12 protein-coding genes are annotated in these 14,398 nt (G+C 72.3%); 5 read left to right on the top strand and 7 right to left on the bottom strand.

What is annotated here, in order from left to right; genetic code table 11:
* The first annotated feature begins 31 nt into the window (after positions 1-31).
* Both AB0K21_RS29930 and AB0K21_RS29935 read left to right on the top strand, forming a co-directional pair.
* The gene (locus tag AB0K21_RS29930; RefSeq protein ID WP_343980649.1) at positions 32-781 is read left to right on the top strand and encodes an SRPBCC family protein; all 750 of its coding nucleotides are present in this window, start codon (positions 32-34) and stop codon (positions 779-781) included.
* The gene (locus AB0K21_RS29935; RefSeq protein WP_343980646.1) at positions 771-1,967 is read left to right on the top strand and encodes a VWA domain-containing protein; all 1,197 of its coding nucleotides are present in this window, start codon (positions 771-773) and stop codon (positions 1,965-1,967) included. Before AB0K21_RS29930 ends, AB0K21_RS29935 begins: the two co-directional genes overlap by 11 nt.
* Positions 1,968-2,072: 105 nt before the next feature.
* On the opposite strand, the gene AB0K21_RS29940 is transcribed toward AB0K21_RS29935, so the two are convergent.
* Positions 2,073-3,029, bottom strand: a complete 957-nt coding sequence (locus tag AB0K21_RS29940) for a LysR family transcriptional regulator (RefSeq protein ID WP_343980643.1) — start codon at positions 3,027-3,029, stop codon at positions 2,073-2,075.
* A gap of 180 nt (positions 3,030-3,209) precedes the next feature.
* Positions 3,210-4,763: an FAD-dependent monooxygenase gene (locus AB0K21_RS29945; RefSeq protein ID WP_343980640.1), complete on the bottom strand. Its 1,554-nt coding sequence runs from the start codon at positions 4,761-4,763 to the stop codon at positions 3,210-3,212.
* A 349-nt stretch (positions 4,764-5,112) separates the two neighbouring features.
* Here AB0K21_RS29945 and AB0K21_RS29950 point away from each other — a divergent pair, with 349 nt between their 5' ends.
* Positions 5,113-5,484: a VOC family protein gene (locus AB0K21_RS29950; protein WP_343980637.1), complete on the top strand. Its 372-nt coding sequence runs from the start codon at positions 5,113-5,115 to the stop codon at positions 5,482-5,484.
* Positions 5,485-5,690: 206 nt separating this feature from the next.
* On the opposite strand, the gene AB0K21_RS29955 is transcribed toward AB0K21_RS29950, so the two are convergent.
* From AB0K21_RS29955 to AB0K21_RS29970, 4 genes are all read right to left on the bottom strand, one after another.
* Positions 5,691-6,335 (bottom strand): LysE family translocator, encoded by a 645-nt coding sequence (locus tag AB0K21_RS29955; RefSeq protein ID WP_343980634.1) that lies wholly within the window; start codon positions 6,333-6,335, stop codon positions 5,691-5,693.
* A 199-nt stretch (positions 6,336-6,534) separates the two neighbouring features.
* Complete coding sequence (locus tag AB0K21_RS29960; RefSeq protein ID WP_343980631.1) at positions 6,535-7,638, bottom strand: winged helix DNA-binding domain-containing protein; 1,104 nt, start codon at positions 7,636-7,638, stop codon at positions 6,535-6,537.
* Positions 7,639-7,774: 136 nt separating this feature from the next.
* On the bottom strand, positions 7,775-8,572 hold the full coding sequence (locus tag AB0K21_RS29965) for a GNAT family N-acetyltransferase (RefSeq protein ID WP_343980628.1): 798 nt from the start codon (positions 8,570-8,572) through the stop codon (positions 7,775-7,777).
* Positions 8,573-8,621: 49 nt separating this feature from the next.
* Positions 8,622-9,167: an MOSC domain-containing protein gene (locus AB0K21_RS29970; protein ID WP_343980625.1), complete on the bottom strand. Its 546-nt coding sequence runs from the start codon at positions 9,165-9,167 to the stop codon at positions 8,622-8,624.
* A gap of 90 nt (positions 9,168-9,257) precedes the next feature.
* Between AB0K21_RS29970 and AB0K21_RS29975 the strand changes: the two genes are divergently transcribed.
* Both AB0K21_RS29975 and AB0K21_RS29980 read left to right on the top strand, forming a co-directional pair.
* A complete protein-coding gene (locus tag AB0K21_RS29975; RefSeq protein ID WP_343980622.1) occupies positions 9,258-10,232 on the top strand; it encodes a tyrosine-type recombinase/integrase in 975 nt (324 codons plus the stop codon).
* Between the two features lie 144 nt (positions 10,233-10,376).
* Positions 10,377-10,925 carry a hypothetical protein gene (locus AB0K21_RS29980; RefSeq protein ID WP_364155048.1) on the top strand — a complete coding sequence of 183 codons (549 nt, stop codon included), beginning with the start codon at positions 10,377-10,379 and terminating at the stop codon, positions 10,923-10,925.
* Between the two features lie 54 nt (positions 10,926-10,979).
* Here the strand turns inward: AB0K21_RS29980 and AB0K21_RS29985 are convergent, their stop codons facing one another.
* Entirely contained in the window at positions 10,980-14,006 is a 3,027-nt protein-coding gene (locus AB0K21_RS29985) for a glycosyl hydrolase (protein WP_343980620.1), read from the bottom strand.
* Between the last annotated feature and the right edge of the window lie 392 nt (positions 14,007-14,398).

Raw genomic sequence — 14,398 nt, forward strand, 5'->3', positions numbered from 1 at the left:
CGGCACGAAGACGGCGTAGAAAGGGCGGTTCATGAGGATTGACAATGAGTTCACGGTCAACGTTCCGATCGACCGGGCGTGGACGGTGCTCACCGACCTCGAGGGGATAGCCCCGTGCATGCCGGGGGCCCAGCTGACCGGTGTCGAGGGCGAGGTCCACTCCGGCAAGGTCCGGGTGAAGGTCGGCCCCGTCGTCTCCGAGTACGCGGGCACGGTCAGGTTCGTCGAGAAGGACGAGGTGAACCACCGTGCCGTCATCGACGCCAGAGGCCGTGACTCGCGAGGGGCGGGCAACGCCTCAGCGGTCATCACCGCACTGCTCCGGGCCGACGGCGCACGTACCGTCGTCACCGTCGACACCGACCTGAAGATCTCCGGAAAGATCGCCCAGTTCGGCAGCGGAATGATCAAAGAGGTCTCCGGGAAGCTGCTCGGCCAGTTCGTCGACTGCCTCGAAGGAAGGCTCGCCGCCGATACGGCCGCAGCGGCCGAGGTCGCCGGGAGTCCGGTATCCGCCGCTCCCCCCACCGCCGACCGGCGGCCGGCGAGCGTCCCGCCGGGCTCCGAACCCGAAGGCGTTCCGGCCGGGACCGCAGCGGGGAACGTCCGGACGGACCCCGAACCGGTCCCCCGGGAAGCGGGCGAGAACGCCCCGGCGATCGACCCCGAACCGCTGGACGTGATGAGCGTCGCCGGCGGATCCGTCTACCGGCGGGTGCTTCCGGTCCTCGCCGTCCTCGTCGTCCTCGTCGCCGTCGTCGTCTACCTCCTTGTCGCCTAGCGGGCCGGCGCCGGGTGTCGATCGGGCGGCGTTCGCCGTCGCGCTGGCGGTCCGGCTCCGGCAGCACGGCGTGCCGGTCGGTCTCACCGCCGTCGACGACCTCGTCAACGCGCTGGCGGCCTCCCCTCCGGACTCGCTGCCGAGGCTGTACTGGGCCGCCCGCATCAGCCTGGTACGGCGGCGCTCGGAGATCGACACCTTCGACACGGTGTTCGCGGCCGTGTTCGGCGACGCGGCACTCGCCCTGGACCCGCCCACGCGCCGCCGGTCGCGGGCCGCCGTGACCGGCGGAGACGACGACGTCTCCGTCTTCCCGCCCGCCTTCGCGGACCGGCGGCCAGGGGACGCGCTGCCCTGGGCGACGCTCCCCGCGGTGGTCGCCGACGCGGAGCGGTCGGACAGCCCGCCGGCCGTGCCCGACCGCCTGCCGAGCGACCTCCAAGGGCGGGCGGAGGTGCCGTTCGAGGAACTCGACGCGCGGGAGATGGAACTGCTCGGCGGGTGGCTGCGTTCCGCGGTGACCGACTGGCCCACCAGGCGCAGCCGGCGACTCGCGGCCGACCCCCGTGGCAGGAGGGTCGCGGTGCGAGCCACGGTCCAGCGATCCCGTCGGACCGGCTGGGAACCACTCCACCTGCTGCGGGAGCGGGCGGTCGACAGGCCTCGACGCGTCGTGCTGCTCTGTGACGTCAGCCAGTCCATGCAGGCGCAGGCGCCCGCCTACCTGCACCTGATGCGCGCCCTGGCGCTGGCCGCCGGCGCGGAGGTGTTCGCCTTCGCCACGTCGCTGACACGGTTGACCCCGATCCTGGCGCACAGGTCCGCGGCCGTCGCCGTCGAGCAGGCCACGGAAAGGGTCTCCGACCGGTTCGGCGGGACACGGATAGCGACCAACGTGCGGGCTCTGCTCGCCTCCCACCACGGAGGGTCGGTACGGGGCGCCGTGGTGATCATCGGTTCGGACGGCTGGGACAGCGACCCCCCGGAGGCCATGGCCGCCGCCATGGCGCGACTGCGCCGGCGCGCGCACCGGGTGATCTGGATGAACCCCAGGGCCTCCGCCCCCGGCTTCGAACCGCGCGTCGCCGCCATGGCCGCCGCCCTGCCGTACTGCGACCGGCTGCTGCCCGCGGACACCTTCCGGTCCCTGCGGCATGTGATCGCCGAGATCTCCGCCGCCCGTTAGGTCCTGTTCCGCGGAACTCACCGTGGCGAGGGTCGGTCAGCTGGTGCCTCGCAGGGCGGCGGAGAAGATCGCGGCGCGCCGCCTGACCCCGGTGGGCGAAGGGGCCTAGCTCCAGAGGGTGACGTGGATGGAGGGGCGGAACCGGCCGGGGCTCACCCCCGGACCGCGCAGCATGGCCTGCGTGGCGCGCGGGGTGGTGACGAACCGGACGAGCTCGGCGGCCACCGACGGGGCACCACGCTCGACGAGGGTCAGCGTGGCCCACACACCGTCGTACCGGAGAGCGCGGCCGGCGATGTGGACGAGACGGCCGGTGGCCAGATCCCGCGCCACCGCGAAGGAGACCGTCGGTGCCACGCCGTGGTTGCGCTTGACCTCCTCCAGCGCCGCCGCGTGACTCTGGAAGATCCGCTGGTGCTCCTCGGGCACGCTGACCCGGCGCAGAATCGTGGGAACGGCACCGATGTCCGCCGCGGCCGACGGGCCGAGCTGCCAGGTCTCCTCGCGCAGCTGGTGGGCGCCGGCGTCGAGCCCGGCGAGCGGATGGTCCGGGCCGGACACGACGATCACCTGATAGTTGAGGAACGGCCGGCACGCCAGCGACTCGTCCAGGTTGCCCGTCCTGGGCCCGATCGCCACGTCCACCGCCCGCGAGTGCAGCAGGGCGCCGAACTTCCGCGGGTCGTGCACGCTCAGCTCCACATCGAGGTCGGCGGCCCGGCCGGCGAACAGCTCGATCAGGCCGGGAGCCGCGTACTCGGCGAACAGGCTCGACGCGGCGACGCGCAGCAACCGCCGGCCACGGGCCGCCTGGCCCACCTCGACGATCGTGCGCTCCTGCAGGCTGAGCATCTCCGTCGCGCGGCTCGCCAGCCGCAGGCCGCCGGGGGTGAAGGCGAGCCCGGAGGCCGTCCGCGTGAACAACTGGTCGCCGAGTTCCCTGCGCAGCTGGCCGATGTGCAGCGAGACGGCGGCCTCCGACACCTCCAGCTCCCCCGCCGCCAGCTTTACCGAACCGAGCCGTACCACTGTGGCGAACGCGCGCAGCTGGGTGGGTGTCACGCGTGGAACGCTACGGCACGGACTTCGCCGGCGACAGTGAGAGCCGCGGAGGGCGTTCGGCGGCTACGGGGTGCCCGCGAGGCGCAGGGGCGGGGTGTGGATGTCGAACGGCAACCACCGCTGGGCCAGGGTCGAGATAGGGCAGGCGAGGGTCAGGTGGGCGGCGCGGAACGAGAAGACCTACGCGGGGACGCCGAACCAGGTGGCCAGCGCCTCCCGTAGGCCGAGGCTCACGGGATCGCCCGTTTCCTCGTCAGGGGACGTCCAGGCGACGTAGCCGTCCGGGCGGATCAGCAGCCCGGCGGGGACCCGCCGGCTGGAAGTGGCGGTGACGACGTCCACCCGGTCCTTCCAGCCCGCCGCCGTCTCCTCCAGCTCGTCGCCCCCACCGAGGTCGAGGAGGAGCGGCCGGGCGCCGTGCGTCAGGTCCGCGAGCCGCACGGCGCCCGCGTCCGTGGCGAGGGAGAGGTCCGGTGCCGGGCGGCCGAGGAGGGGGTGCGGCACCGGGCAGGCATCCCCCATGTCGTAGCGGATGTCCGAACCCGCCATGAGCTCGGCGATGTGCCGCCGGTTCTCCTTGTGTTCGAGCAGCTCGGCGAAGAGCTCGCGCAGCGCGGTGACCTCTTCGCCGGGGGCGAGCAGGGCGGCCTGCGCCCGGGTGTGCGTGACGACCCGCCGGCCCACGGGGTGCCGTTCGCCGTGGTAGGTGTCGAGCAGTCCCGGCGGCGCCCAGCCGTGAACCTCGGCGGCGAGTTTCCAGCCGAGGTTCACAACGTCCTGCAGGCCGAGGTTGAGCCCGGGACCGCCGACCGCGGAGTGGACGTGCGCGGCGTCCCCGGCCACCAGCACGCGACCGGCGCGGTAGCGGTCGGCCAGGCGGGTGTTGCCGCCGGTGAGGCGGCGGAGCACATGGGGGCCTCGGCTCGCCGGCGGGGTCATCGGCAGGTCGGCCCCGAGCACCCTGTGCACGCTGTCACGCAACTCCTCCAGGGTCATCGGCACCCGCTCGTCGATCCGCCCCCGCCCCCACTCCATGGTGGTCACGAGGTGCACGCCCGGTTCGAACGACGCGAGGGCGAACACGCCGTGTGCGGTTCGGTGGAACATGAACGGCCTCCAGCGTGCCCCGGCCAGCAGCAGCTCGCCGGTCGCGGGATCGAGCGCGGAGGCGGGCAGGACGGCGTGGGCGCTGCGCGACACGACGTCCTCGGCGGTGGCGCCGGGGAAGCCGATACCGGCCCGCTTCCGTACGACGCTGTGGGCTCCGTCGCAGCCGACCAGATAGCGGGTGCGCAGCTCGTAGTCTCCGCCGGGGGCGTGGACGGCGACCGTGACACCGTCCCCGTCCTGCGCCAGGTCCACCAGTTCGTGGCCGCGCCGGATCTCCACCCCGAGCTCCAGCGCCCGCTCCTGTAACAGCTGCTCCAGGCGGCGCTGCGGGATCGGGAGGATGTGCAGCGGGCCGGGGTCCAGCGCGCTCAGGTCCAGGTGCATGCCGCCGAACATGAAGAACGGCGCGGGAACCGGGGGGTGTGAGGCACCGGTGAACCGCCGGTACAGGCCCCGGCTGTCGAGCACCTGGACCACCCGCCCGACCAGTCCGTTGGCCCTGGGCTCCTCGCCCGGCTCCGGCAGCCGCTCCAGCAGCACCGGGCGGACACCTGCCAGGCTCAGCTCGCAGGCCAGCATCAGCCCGTTCGGGCCACCACCGGCGATCACGACGTCAACGGACATCACAAACCTCCTTGATCGGATGAGGGAGCGGGCGCGATGGCACGCCACCCGCCGAGGGGGCGGCGAAACGGCCACGGCCCGTATACGGCCACGCGTTGAAACCGTCTCGGCGCCCGCGCACCGCCCGTGAATGTCAATATAGGTTGACACCAACCCTCCGTCAACCCCGGTTGACGAGAGGTCCGCGTCTTCCTCGAACACCGGGGAACACATCCGGAGGCACGTCCGCGACCGAGCCCGGTGGCCGTGTTCGCGTCAACGGCCGCGAACCGGGAGAGGGTCCCGGGCACGGTCGCGGCCCGGACCCTCCGGGTTCCCCCCTGCCGGGAATCCCTGCCAGGATCGGCACATGGTGAGGATCGGACAGGTGGTGCTGGGCGTCACCGACATGCGACGTGCCGTCGGGTTCTGGACGCGGGCGCTGGACTACGCGCCGCGCGAGGGCGAGACCGGGGACGACTGGACCGTGATCGACCCGGTGGAGGGTGACGGCGTCCCGCTGGCACTGGACATCAGCAGGACGCCGGTGCGCCGTCATCCCCGGACGCACCTCGACCTGTTCGTCCCCGACGCCGCCGGGCAGGCGTCCGAAGTGGAGCGACTGGTGTCGCTGGGGGCCGAACGCGTCGACTGGGACCTCTATCCGGACGACCCCGACTTCGTGGTCCTCGCCGACCCCGAGGGCAACGTCTTCTGCGTCGTCGACCTCAGTCACGGCTGAGAACCGGAGCGCGGCCCCCCGGCCGGACCCGTCTCGCCCCGCATCCGGGCGGTTCCCGCCAGGCACACCGTGCGGCCGACCACGACATGGAGCGCACGCGTGAGCGCGTGGCGGCCCGGGTGTCACGTGCCGGAGGGGCCACCCCGGGCCGGGCCCCAAGGCGTACCCGGACGAGAGCGACGGGCCGGCACCGGCGAGAACGGCCCCTAGGCGGCCACGGCGGGCGAGCGGTCGCCGGCGACGCGGATGGCGAGGCCCACGAGCACGGTGCCCGTCAAGTAGCGCTGCACGCGCATCCAGGTGGGCCGCCGCGCGAGGAAGGTCGCGGCCGAGCCCGCGGTCAGCACGATCATCGCGTTGACCGACAGGGCGATGACGATCTGGATGGCTCCCAGCAGGAGGCTCTGCGTGCCGACGTCGCCCCGGGCCGGATCGACGAGCTGCGGCAGCACCGACACGTACACAATGGCGATCTTGGGGTTGAGCAGGTTGGTGACCAACCCCATGGAGAACAGCCGGCGCGGCGGGTCCACCGGGAGGGTGCCGGGGGCGAAGATCGGCTCACCGCCGGGCCTGATCGTCTTCCAGGCCAGCCAGAGCAGGTACCCGGCGCCCGCGAGCTTGACCGCCGTGTAGACGGCGGGCACCACCGCGAAGATCGTGGCGATCCCGGCCACCGCCGCCAGCAGGTAGACCAGAAAGCCCGCCGCGACGCCCGCCAGCGAGATCAGCCCGGCCCAGCGCCCCTGCGTCACGGACCGCGAGACCAGGTAGATCATGTTGGGGCCGGGGGTGAGCACCAGGCCGAGGGCGACCACGGCGATGCCCGCGAGGGCACTGATAGAGATCATGGGCACATCATCGAGCATCCCTCCCGCCGGGAGAACGGCCAATTTCCAGAATTGGCCTGGTAACCATCGACCCCGGCCGATCGGCCCACGGCACTGGGACGCCCTCGCCCCGGCAGTGCAGACCCTGGCCTGATTCGCCCGGTCAAGGACACCGCCCACCTGGCCCATCGGCCGGCGCGACCTCGCGGAAGCGGCGCGGTCAGGCCTCGCGGAAGCGGATGTCGCGAGCTGACGCCTCAGGGGCGACGAAGTCGAGCAGGCGTGCTCCCTCCAGCTCCAGGTCCGCCCGCTCCCCCGCGCTCACCGGCGCGAACAGCTCCACCTCCAGGATCGCCTCGCCCCGTTTCCCCGTCACCTTCCACATGCCCCGCACGAAGCCGTCGACCAGCACCGTCGCCTTGATGATGCCGTTGATCGTGAAGATCCGCCCCCGATACTCCTCCTCCGTGATCCGGGTCCTGGTCCGCGGGGCGAACGACAGCAGCGTGTTGTCGAACTCCGACAGGTAGCGCACCGGGGCAGGGGTCTCGGGGCCGGGGCGCGGCGCCTCGGGCAGGTCGAACAGCTCCGCGCCGTCCTCGGTCGCGAAGGTCCGCAGGCCCATCCCGCGAACGATCTCCCCCAGGCGGGTCATGCCCGACCACTGCTGAACGTCCATCACCGTGGCGGGACCGTAGGCGGCGAGGTAGCGGCGGATCGCCTCCTCGGCGGAGGGCCGCTCGTCCTGGGGCCGACCCAGCCATGCCTCCGCGGTGGTGTGGGTGGCCTGGCCGCCCACCCCCCAGATCCCTCTCGGCGGGACCTGCACCAGCGCCAGCGTGTTGCGCACCCCGGCGACCAGGGCGGCGGCCGGGGAATCCGGCCACCGCTCCTGCAGCAGCACCCCGAGCTCACGGAATGTCAAAGGACGTTCCTCCACCAGCTTGCGCCCGGTGACGGCAAGCTCGTCCAGGTCCACGCCGGCCAGGCCCTTGCCGTGCATGCCCCCCCGCAGGCCCCGCGCCAGCGTCGGCCCCAGCAGCGGGCGAAGCGCCAGGCAGTCGTCGGCGGTGACCAGATGGATGGTGGAGCGCATCAGCGCCAGCCTCACCACCTGGCGCTCGTTGATCAACCGGGCGAGGTCGCCGTGGGTGAACCCGGCCAGGCGTGTCCAGAGCCCGACGTAGGGAGGGTTGGGTGCCTGGGCCTGCATGCCGTACAGGTGCCGGACCGCCTCCAACGCGGACGACTCGGCGCGGGCCAGCAGCAGCTGCCGCTCCAGGGTGGCCCGGTTGAGCGCGCGCCGACTTAGCACCTCGGACATGCGTGTCCTCTCGTCGCGAGCCGCGAGTCGCGACGGCGCGATCTCGTCTTGATCCAGTTGATCCGCGCCAAGCTACCAGAATCAAATAACTCACCTCATATTGCTTCCAGCGGGCCAGATCGCGGGCGACGCCAGGTCAGAGGGTCGGCGGCACCCACACGTACGGCGTCGTCGTCGTGATCGCCTCCAGGCCGAGCCTGGCCAGGATCGGGCGGCTGGCATCGGAGGCGTCCACCTGCACCAGGCGGAAACCTCGTGCCACCGCAAGCTCCGCCCGGTACGACACCATCGCCCGGTAGATACCCCTGCCCCGCCACTCCTTCAGGGTCGAGCCGCCCCACAGTGAGACGAAGTCGGTGCCCTCGTGGAAACGCGCCCATGCCGCGCACACCACCTGCCCGCCCGCCTCGGCGATCACCACCGTGCACGGATCCCCAGGGCCGGCGAGCTCGCGCTCCAGCATGCCGGGCAGCCAGCCGTGGTCGGCATCCCAGACCGTCTCCTCCAGCTCGCGGATGCGCTCCAGGTCATCCCGCCCCGCCACCTCGCGCAGCCGCACCCCGGCGGGTGGCACGTGGGCACCGGCCAGCTCACCGGCCTCGCCGACGAGCAGCGTCTCCCGCTCCCCCGCCTCGAACCCGGCCGCCGCGAGCCGCTCGGGCAGGTCGGCGGGCAGGTCGTAACCGTGGTACTTCCACTCGACCTCGCGCCCGACCCGGGTGAAGAAGTCCCGCTGGCGCGCGATGAAGGCGTCCAGCTCGACACCCTCCAAACCACCAAGGTCGCGATATGTCAGGAAACCTTGGCCGTGGCCGTTCGACACGACCCTCAGCAGCGGCCCGATCCTCTCGGCCGTGCGACCCGGCATCGGCCGGGCCCGGAGCTGCTCGTCATATGCCCGAAGGTAGGCGGAAGCGCGCGATGAGATGTCCATTGGGGACAGCCAACCACACACTTATCGGCTGCGACATGGCGTTATGGACCTAGACGCGGTCCAGGCGCCGGTGCGGGGGCGATGGCCGCTCCACCTCGATCGGATCGCCGGGCCGCACCTCACCGCCCGCCACCACCACGCCCATCACCCCGGCCCTGCGGACCGGCTCGCCGTTCTCGTCCCTGCCCACCACCTGCTTGAGCAGGCCCCTCTGGAAACCCTCGATCTGCCCGCAGGGATTGCGCAGCCCGGTCACCTTCACCACCGCCTCCCGCCCCAGTCCGAGCAGCGTCCCCACCGGCAGGCCCAGCAGGTCGACGCCCCGGGTGGTGACGTTCTCCCCCAGCTCTCCGGCGGCCACCGAGAAACCCGCGGCCCGCAGTTCGTCGTGGAGTTCGGCCTGGATCAGGTGGACCTGGCGCAGGTTGGGCTGGGTGGGATCCTGCGCCACCCTCGACCGGTGCTTCACGGTCACCCCGAGGTGCGCGTCCCCCTCCACGCCCAGCCCGGCCAGCAGCCGGATGACGGGTTCCGTGGTCTTGCCGAAGGTGTGGGTGGCGCTACGGCTGACCGCCGTCACTCGTCCGTCCGTCATACCGCGATCCTTCCTCCTATCCGGCGGGAATGGAATCTCGCGCCCGCGCCTTCACGACGTGGATTCATGACGCCCGGTAGGGTCGGCACGGTGAGCGTGCCAGCCGTCCCCGTCTCGCCCGGCCCGTCCATCGAGCCCGCACGAGACCCCTACCGGGTGTATCTCGACTCCCTGACCAGCGCCGAGTCCCGCCGCACCATGCGCGGCTGTCTCGACAGGCTCGCGGCGCTCGTCTCCGGCGAGGAGGTCTCCAGCGGCGCGGGCCAGCCCTGGCACCTGCTGCGCTACGAGCACACGGTACGCATCCGCGCCCTGATGACCGAGCGCGGCTGGTCCCCCTCGTACGTCAACAAGCACCTGGTCGCGCTGCGCAGGGTGCTGCGCGAGGCCTGGCGGCTCGGCCTGATGACCGCCGAGGAGTACCAGCGCGCCGCGGACCTGCCGACGGTCGAGCACACCCGCCTGCCAACGGGCCAGCACGTCCCGCCTGAGGTGGTGGGCGCCGCGCTGGCCGCCTGCGATCGCGACGACTCCGCCGCGGGGGTCCGCGACGCCGCCCTGCTGGCGGTGCTCTACTCCACCGGCTGCCGCCGCGCCGAGATCTCCGGGCTCGCGCTGGGCGACTACGACCCCGGCTCCCGCTCGCTGCGGGTGCGCGGCAAGCGCGACAAGGAGCGGATGGTCTACCTCACCACCGAGGCCGTGGCCAGGATGGAACGCTGGCTGGCCGTACGGGGCCGCTCCGCGGGTGCCCTGTTCTGCCCCATCAGCAAGTTCGGCCGGCTGCGGACCAGGGACCGCGGGCCAGCGCCCATGACCGGCCAGGCGGTCGCCGACATCCTGGCCAGGCGCCTGGCCGAGGCCGGCGCCGGGGCACGTACCCCGCACGACTTCAGGCGCACCTTCATCGGCGAGCTGCTCGACGCCGGGGTGGACCTGGCCACCGCGCAGGCCCTCGTCGGCCACTCCTCCCCCGCCACCACGGCCCGCTACGACCGCCGTCCCGAACGGCGCCGCCGCGAGGCCGTCGACAGGATCACCCTGCCCGCCCCCAGGCCACTCTGACCGTCGGCGCGGGACCGCGAGCGGTGATCCACCGGTACCTGCGGCCCTCTGATCGAAACCCGGACTCGCCACGATTCACCAGCCGCACCGTAACTGTCGGTGGCGCCCCCTACTATGAGCCACCTCAAGGAGGGATAACCGCTCATGGTCAACGCACTGAGGGTTTCGCTGCTGGTCACGACCGACCTGCCACCGGATACCGACCTGACGGAGTTCGGGCGGTTACTGGTCGACTCGGTGCGCACGCTCCAGCGGGACGAGGTGACATATCCCGCGTTCCTGCGCGGCGGGGTGTTCTGGCTGGACCGGCCCCTGCCGCCGTCCGACGACGGGATTCCCCGCGCGGCGGCCGAGGAGCTGCGGTTCGCGGCGCTGCTGGGTCACCTGTCGGCCGGTCAGCCGCCGGGCTCCTCGAAGGAGACGGTCGCCGACGCCTGCCGGGCGATCACCGCCGCCGTCGCCGCCAGGTACGGTGACCTGGGCAGCCCGCCCGCTGTGATGGCGATCCGCAGCGAGGACGTGCGCGAGCGCACCCCTTCCTCGGCCGTCTCCGTCGGGCCCGCGGAGACGCTCCCCGGAACCGCGGACCTCTCCGCCCGGGACGCGTGGTCCCGGGCGGAGAGATCCGGGCAGGTGGAGGATCAGCCCATGGCGACGGCCGGGAAGGTCCAGGTCCCGGAGCCGACGGCGTAGAGCGTCACGGTGTCCGCCGTGCGGGCCCGGACGGTGCCCTCCGTCGAGCGGGCGTCACGTGCCGGAGACGCGGGCCTGACCGTAGGGGACCAGCCGGACCGGGCCGATCAGGCCGTAGTTCTGGCGGGGCATGCCGCTGTAGACGCCGGGGTCGGCGACGCGCAGGCGGTTGTTCAGCGTGGTGGCCACCTCGACCTCGATGGTGTTGCGCCCGCGGCGCAGGTGCGCGCCGAGGTCCACCACCGGGTTGATCAGGTCGACGGGGGGCAGCCGCCTGCCGTTGACCGTCACCCGGCAGGTGTCGAACACCTCGCCCAGTTCCAGGTAGGCACCGTGCCCACCGGTCCACCCGGCGCCCAGCTCGACGACGGCGGTGTAGCGGCCGATGCCGGAGACGTCCGCCAGCTCGGGGATCTGCGGCCATGGCTTGAGCGCGTCGAGCGCCGGCTTCCATGTGGCGACGGCCGTCTCGGTGGCGGAGGCGCCCGGCTTCCAGTCCTCGGCCTCCAGCCGCCACGTGGTCAGCGTCATCGGCTCGGGCAGGGCCTCGATGACGGTCGTGACCGTGCGGCCGTTGGACAGGACGGTCTGGTAGCTCCCGGCCTGGGTGTCGCGCACCATCAGCTCTCCGTCGATGAAACGGACCTCATCGGCGGTGGTGGTGACGGCGTTCTGGCGGCGGCCCCCCTTGGTGCCGAACAGGCCGGGCTTGCCGAGCGCGATGACAACGGCCTGGCTCGGCTGGAGGGCCACCCTGACCCGGACCCGGTCACCGTCCTCGGTGTAGGCGGCGATCCGATCGGCCTGACCGGTCCAGAGGTCCAGCCGGTACGGCACCGCGTCGCGGGTGGTGCGCGTCAGCGAGATCTCGTGGTCGATCGCGGCGACCGGCGGCTTCACGGTCTCGGCGTGCTTGCCGTTGCAGAGGTAGTAGTAGTCCACACCGTCGGCGACCCGGCGGGCGTTGAGCAGGGTCGAGCTCTGCGCGTACATCGCGTCCGGCCGCAGTCCCAGCTCGGCCAGGGCCTCGCCCACCCGCGCCTTGTCCGCCACGACGCGCACCTTGGGCTGGGCGAACAGCTCGGCGAGGATCGTCCGCAGCCGCTCGTTCTCGCCCTCCTTGGCCACGCCTGGCACCTTGGCCGCCGACCAGTCGCCAAGGAAGATCAGCGACAGCCCCGCCCTGGTGTAACCGAGCAGCTTCTCGGCGACGACCACCGGGAGCGTGCGGTCGCCGCCGGCGAACAGGTCGCCCTCGACGAACAGCGCCTTGTACCCGGGCCCGCCGGGCGCCAGCCGGCCTCCGGACACGGTCGCGCTCGGCAGGTCGAGCAGCGGGGCGCTGAGGAACTGGTGGGTCCAGCCGAGCGGGATGCCGCTGGCGGTGAACCAGTTGGCACCGATCCCGGTCTTGGTGTAGCCCTTCTGCCGGAAGACCGCCACGTCCGCCCTGACCGTTCCGGCCTGCATCACCTGGTGGACGCGGCTCAGGTAGCCGGAGACATCGCGGACGTGCCGCCAGGTCGGGTGGCGAGGGCCCCACGACTCGGAGTAGCCGACCCCGCCGTTGTACGGGGTGAAGGCCGCATAGCCCGGCCAGTTGACGCCGGGGGCCGAGGCGTAGGAGAAGCCGTGCAGGTAGGTCTGGTTCAGGCCGGCCGCGTACGCGCCGCCCATGGTCCGCAGGAACTTCTCCCACGTCGTGTTGTAGGCACCGCCCTGGTACGCTCCCGCCTCACAGGACAGCACGATCCGGCCCGCCATGTCCCGGCCGCCGGCCAGTGCCCGGTAGTCGTCGAGGTTCTTGAACCCCAGCGACTCGCCCTCGGGGACGTCGAGGATGGCGGCGGACGCGATCGCGTCGGTCTCCAGCCCGTACGGCTGGGCGCGCAGCCCCATGCCGATCGTGTGCGCCCAGTCGCGGAGCATCGTGAAGTGGTGCTCGTTGAAGAGGTCGGAGACCGTCTCCCAGAAGTCATGCCGGACCTGCCGGGTCAGTTCCGCCTCGTAGGAGTAGACCGGGTTCTCGTTGTTGCGCACGATCACCGGCAGGTACCGGTGGAGCGGGTAGCCCCGGCGCCGCTCGAACTCGGCGGGCAGGTCCGGCGTCCAGTTGAGCGCGTCGGTCTCCAACTCGATGGAGTCCTCGAACAGGGCGCCACCGGCCTTCTTCAGGAGCTCGCGGATCCGGGGGGTCAGCAGGTTGGCCTCCCAGAAGTCGATCACCGCCTGAGTCCCGGCCCGGCTGAAGTGGTCGACGACGTAGGAGAGCGGGTCAGTGTGCGGGTCGGACTCGGGGCGCTGACCGGAGCCGCGCTCCCAGTACGACAGGATGACCCACTGCCCGTCGGCCGGGGCGGTCCAGCTGAGCTGCCCGTCGGCGACCTGGCCCGTCAGGTCCTGGACGGAGGCGGCGTCGAGCCCGGTCTCCTTACGGGTGGAGTTGGCCGTGTCGACCCGGACCGCCTGGACGAGGATGAGCTTCTGCACGGTGACGCCGGGGGCGGCGGCGACGGCGGGAGCGGGGGCGGGACCGCTGTACGCCGCGCCGGCCGCGACGGTCGCGGTGCCGTAGGCGAGCTCCTTGACCGCGGCGGGGCTGTCGGCGGTAATGGTGGGAACGGCGGCGGGCCAACTCGGCCCGAGGGTGATGTCGATGGTGATCCCGCGCTTGGCCGCCTGGTCGAGAGCGGCCTCGACGGCGGCGTTCCATGCCGGCGTGCCCCAGCCGTTGGCCGCCACATCGAGGACCGACTTGTCCTTGATGCTGTGGTGGACGGCGGCGATCTCCGCGCCGCCGAAGCCGGCGTCGGCGATCTGGTCGACCTCGCGCCTGATCTCGGCGGGATCGACCTTCGCGTCCGGCCACCACCAGCGGAACCTGGGCTGTACGTCGCGGCCCGGGTTGGCGAACCAACCGGTGAGGTCCTTGTCCTTGCCGAGGATCTGAGCGGAGGTCCGGGCGGTGGCCGCGCCCGGGAGGGAGCTCCAGCCGACCGCGGTGACCGCTCCGGCGAGGGCCCCGGCCTGCAGGAGGCGCCTACGGGTGAACCGGACGTGCCGGGCGCTGTCGTTACTCATCGAATCTCCTTGAGCGTGGAGACCCCGAGCTCTGGCTCTGGGGGGTGCGGAAGCACGGCGCGGCGCCGCGCGGTTCGGTAAGGGGTTCGGCGGTGGCGCTGACAGGCCGCCGCGGTGTGATCGACGGATTGGCGGAGAGGTGAGACGCCTGTGGACGCGACGTGGGAACCGGCCGGCTCAGGCCGGCCGGGCGGTTGCCGGTGGATCGGGAATCCCGGCCCGCGGGGGCCGGAATTCCCCGGCCTCAGCCGCGGGGAGGACGGTCAAGGTGTCGCTTCTCCCCGGGGTCGCAGAGGTGTTCTCGGGCGTGGGCGGATGGACCCCGGACCGTAGGATCCGGGGTCGACGTCGATTGGGTGCCGGGTGGTTCACCCCCGCGCGGGGTGCTCTCC

This window comes from Streptosporangium sp. NPDC049248 (assembly GCF_040678965.1).
GTDB lineage: Bacteria > Actinomycetota > Actinomycetes > Streptosporangiales > Streptosporangiaceae > Streptosporangium > Streptosporangium fukuiense.

Excerpts from the sequence above, each read along its gene's own strand:
- AB0K21_RS29960 (WP_343980631.1), bottom strand. The coding sequence starts at position 7,638 with ATGTCCGAGGTGCTAAGTCGGCGCGCGCTCAACCGGGCCACCCTGGAG.
- AB0K21_RS29985 (WP_343980620.1), bottom strand. The coding sequence starts at position 14,006 with ATGAGTAACGACAGCGCCCGGCACGTCCGGTTCACCCGTAGGCGCCTC.
- AB0K21_RS29955 (WP_343980634.1), bottom strand. The coding sequence starts at position 6,335 with ATGATCTCTATCAGTGCCCTCGCGGGCATCGCCGTGGTCGCCCTCGGC.
- AB0K21_RS29930 (WP_343980649.1), top strand. The coding sequence starts at position 32 with ATGAGGATTGACAATGAGTTCACGGTCAACGTTCCGATCGACCGGGCG.
- AB0K21_RS29970 (WP_343980625.1), bottom strand. The coding sequence starts at position 9,167 with ATGACGGACGGACGAGTGACGGCGGTCAGCCGTAGCGCCACCCACACC.
- AB0K21_RS29950 (WP_343980637.1), top strand. The coding sequence starts at position 5,113 with ATGGTGAGGATCGGACAGGTGGTGCTGGGCGTCACCGACATGCGACGT.
- AB0K21_RS29945 (WP_343980640.1), bottom strand. The coding sequence starts at position 4,763 with ATGTCCGTTGACGTCGTGATCGCCGGTGGTGGCCCGAACGGGCTGATG.
- AB0K21_RS29980 (WP_364155048.1), top strand. The coding sequence starts at position 10,377 with ATGGTCAACGCACTGAGGGTTTCGCTGCTGGTCACGACCGACCTGCCA.
- AB0K21_RS29965 (WP_343980628.1), bottom strand. The coding sequence starts at position 8,572 with ATGGACATCTCATCGCGCGCTTCCGCCTACCTTCGGGCATATGACGAG.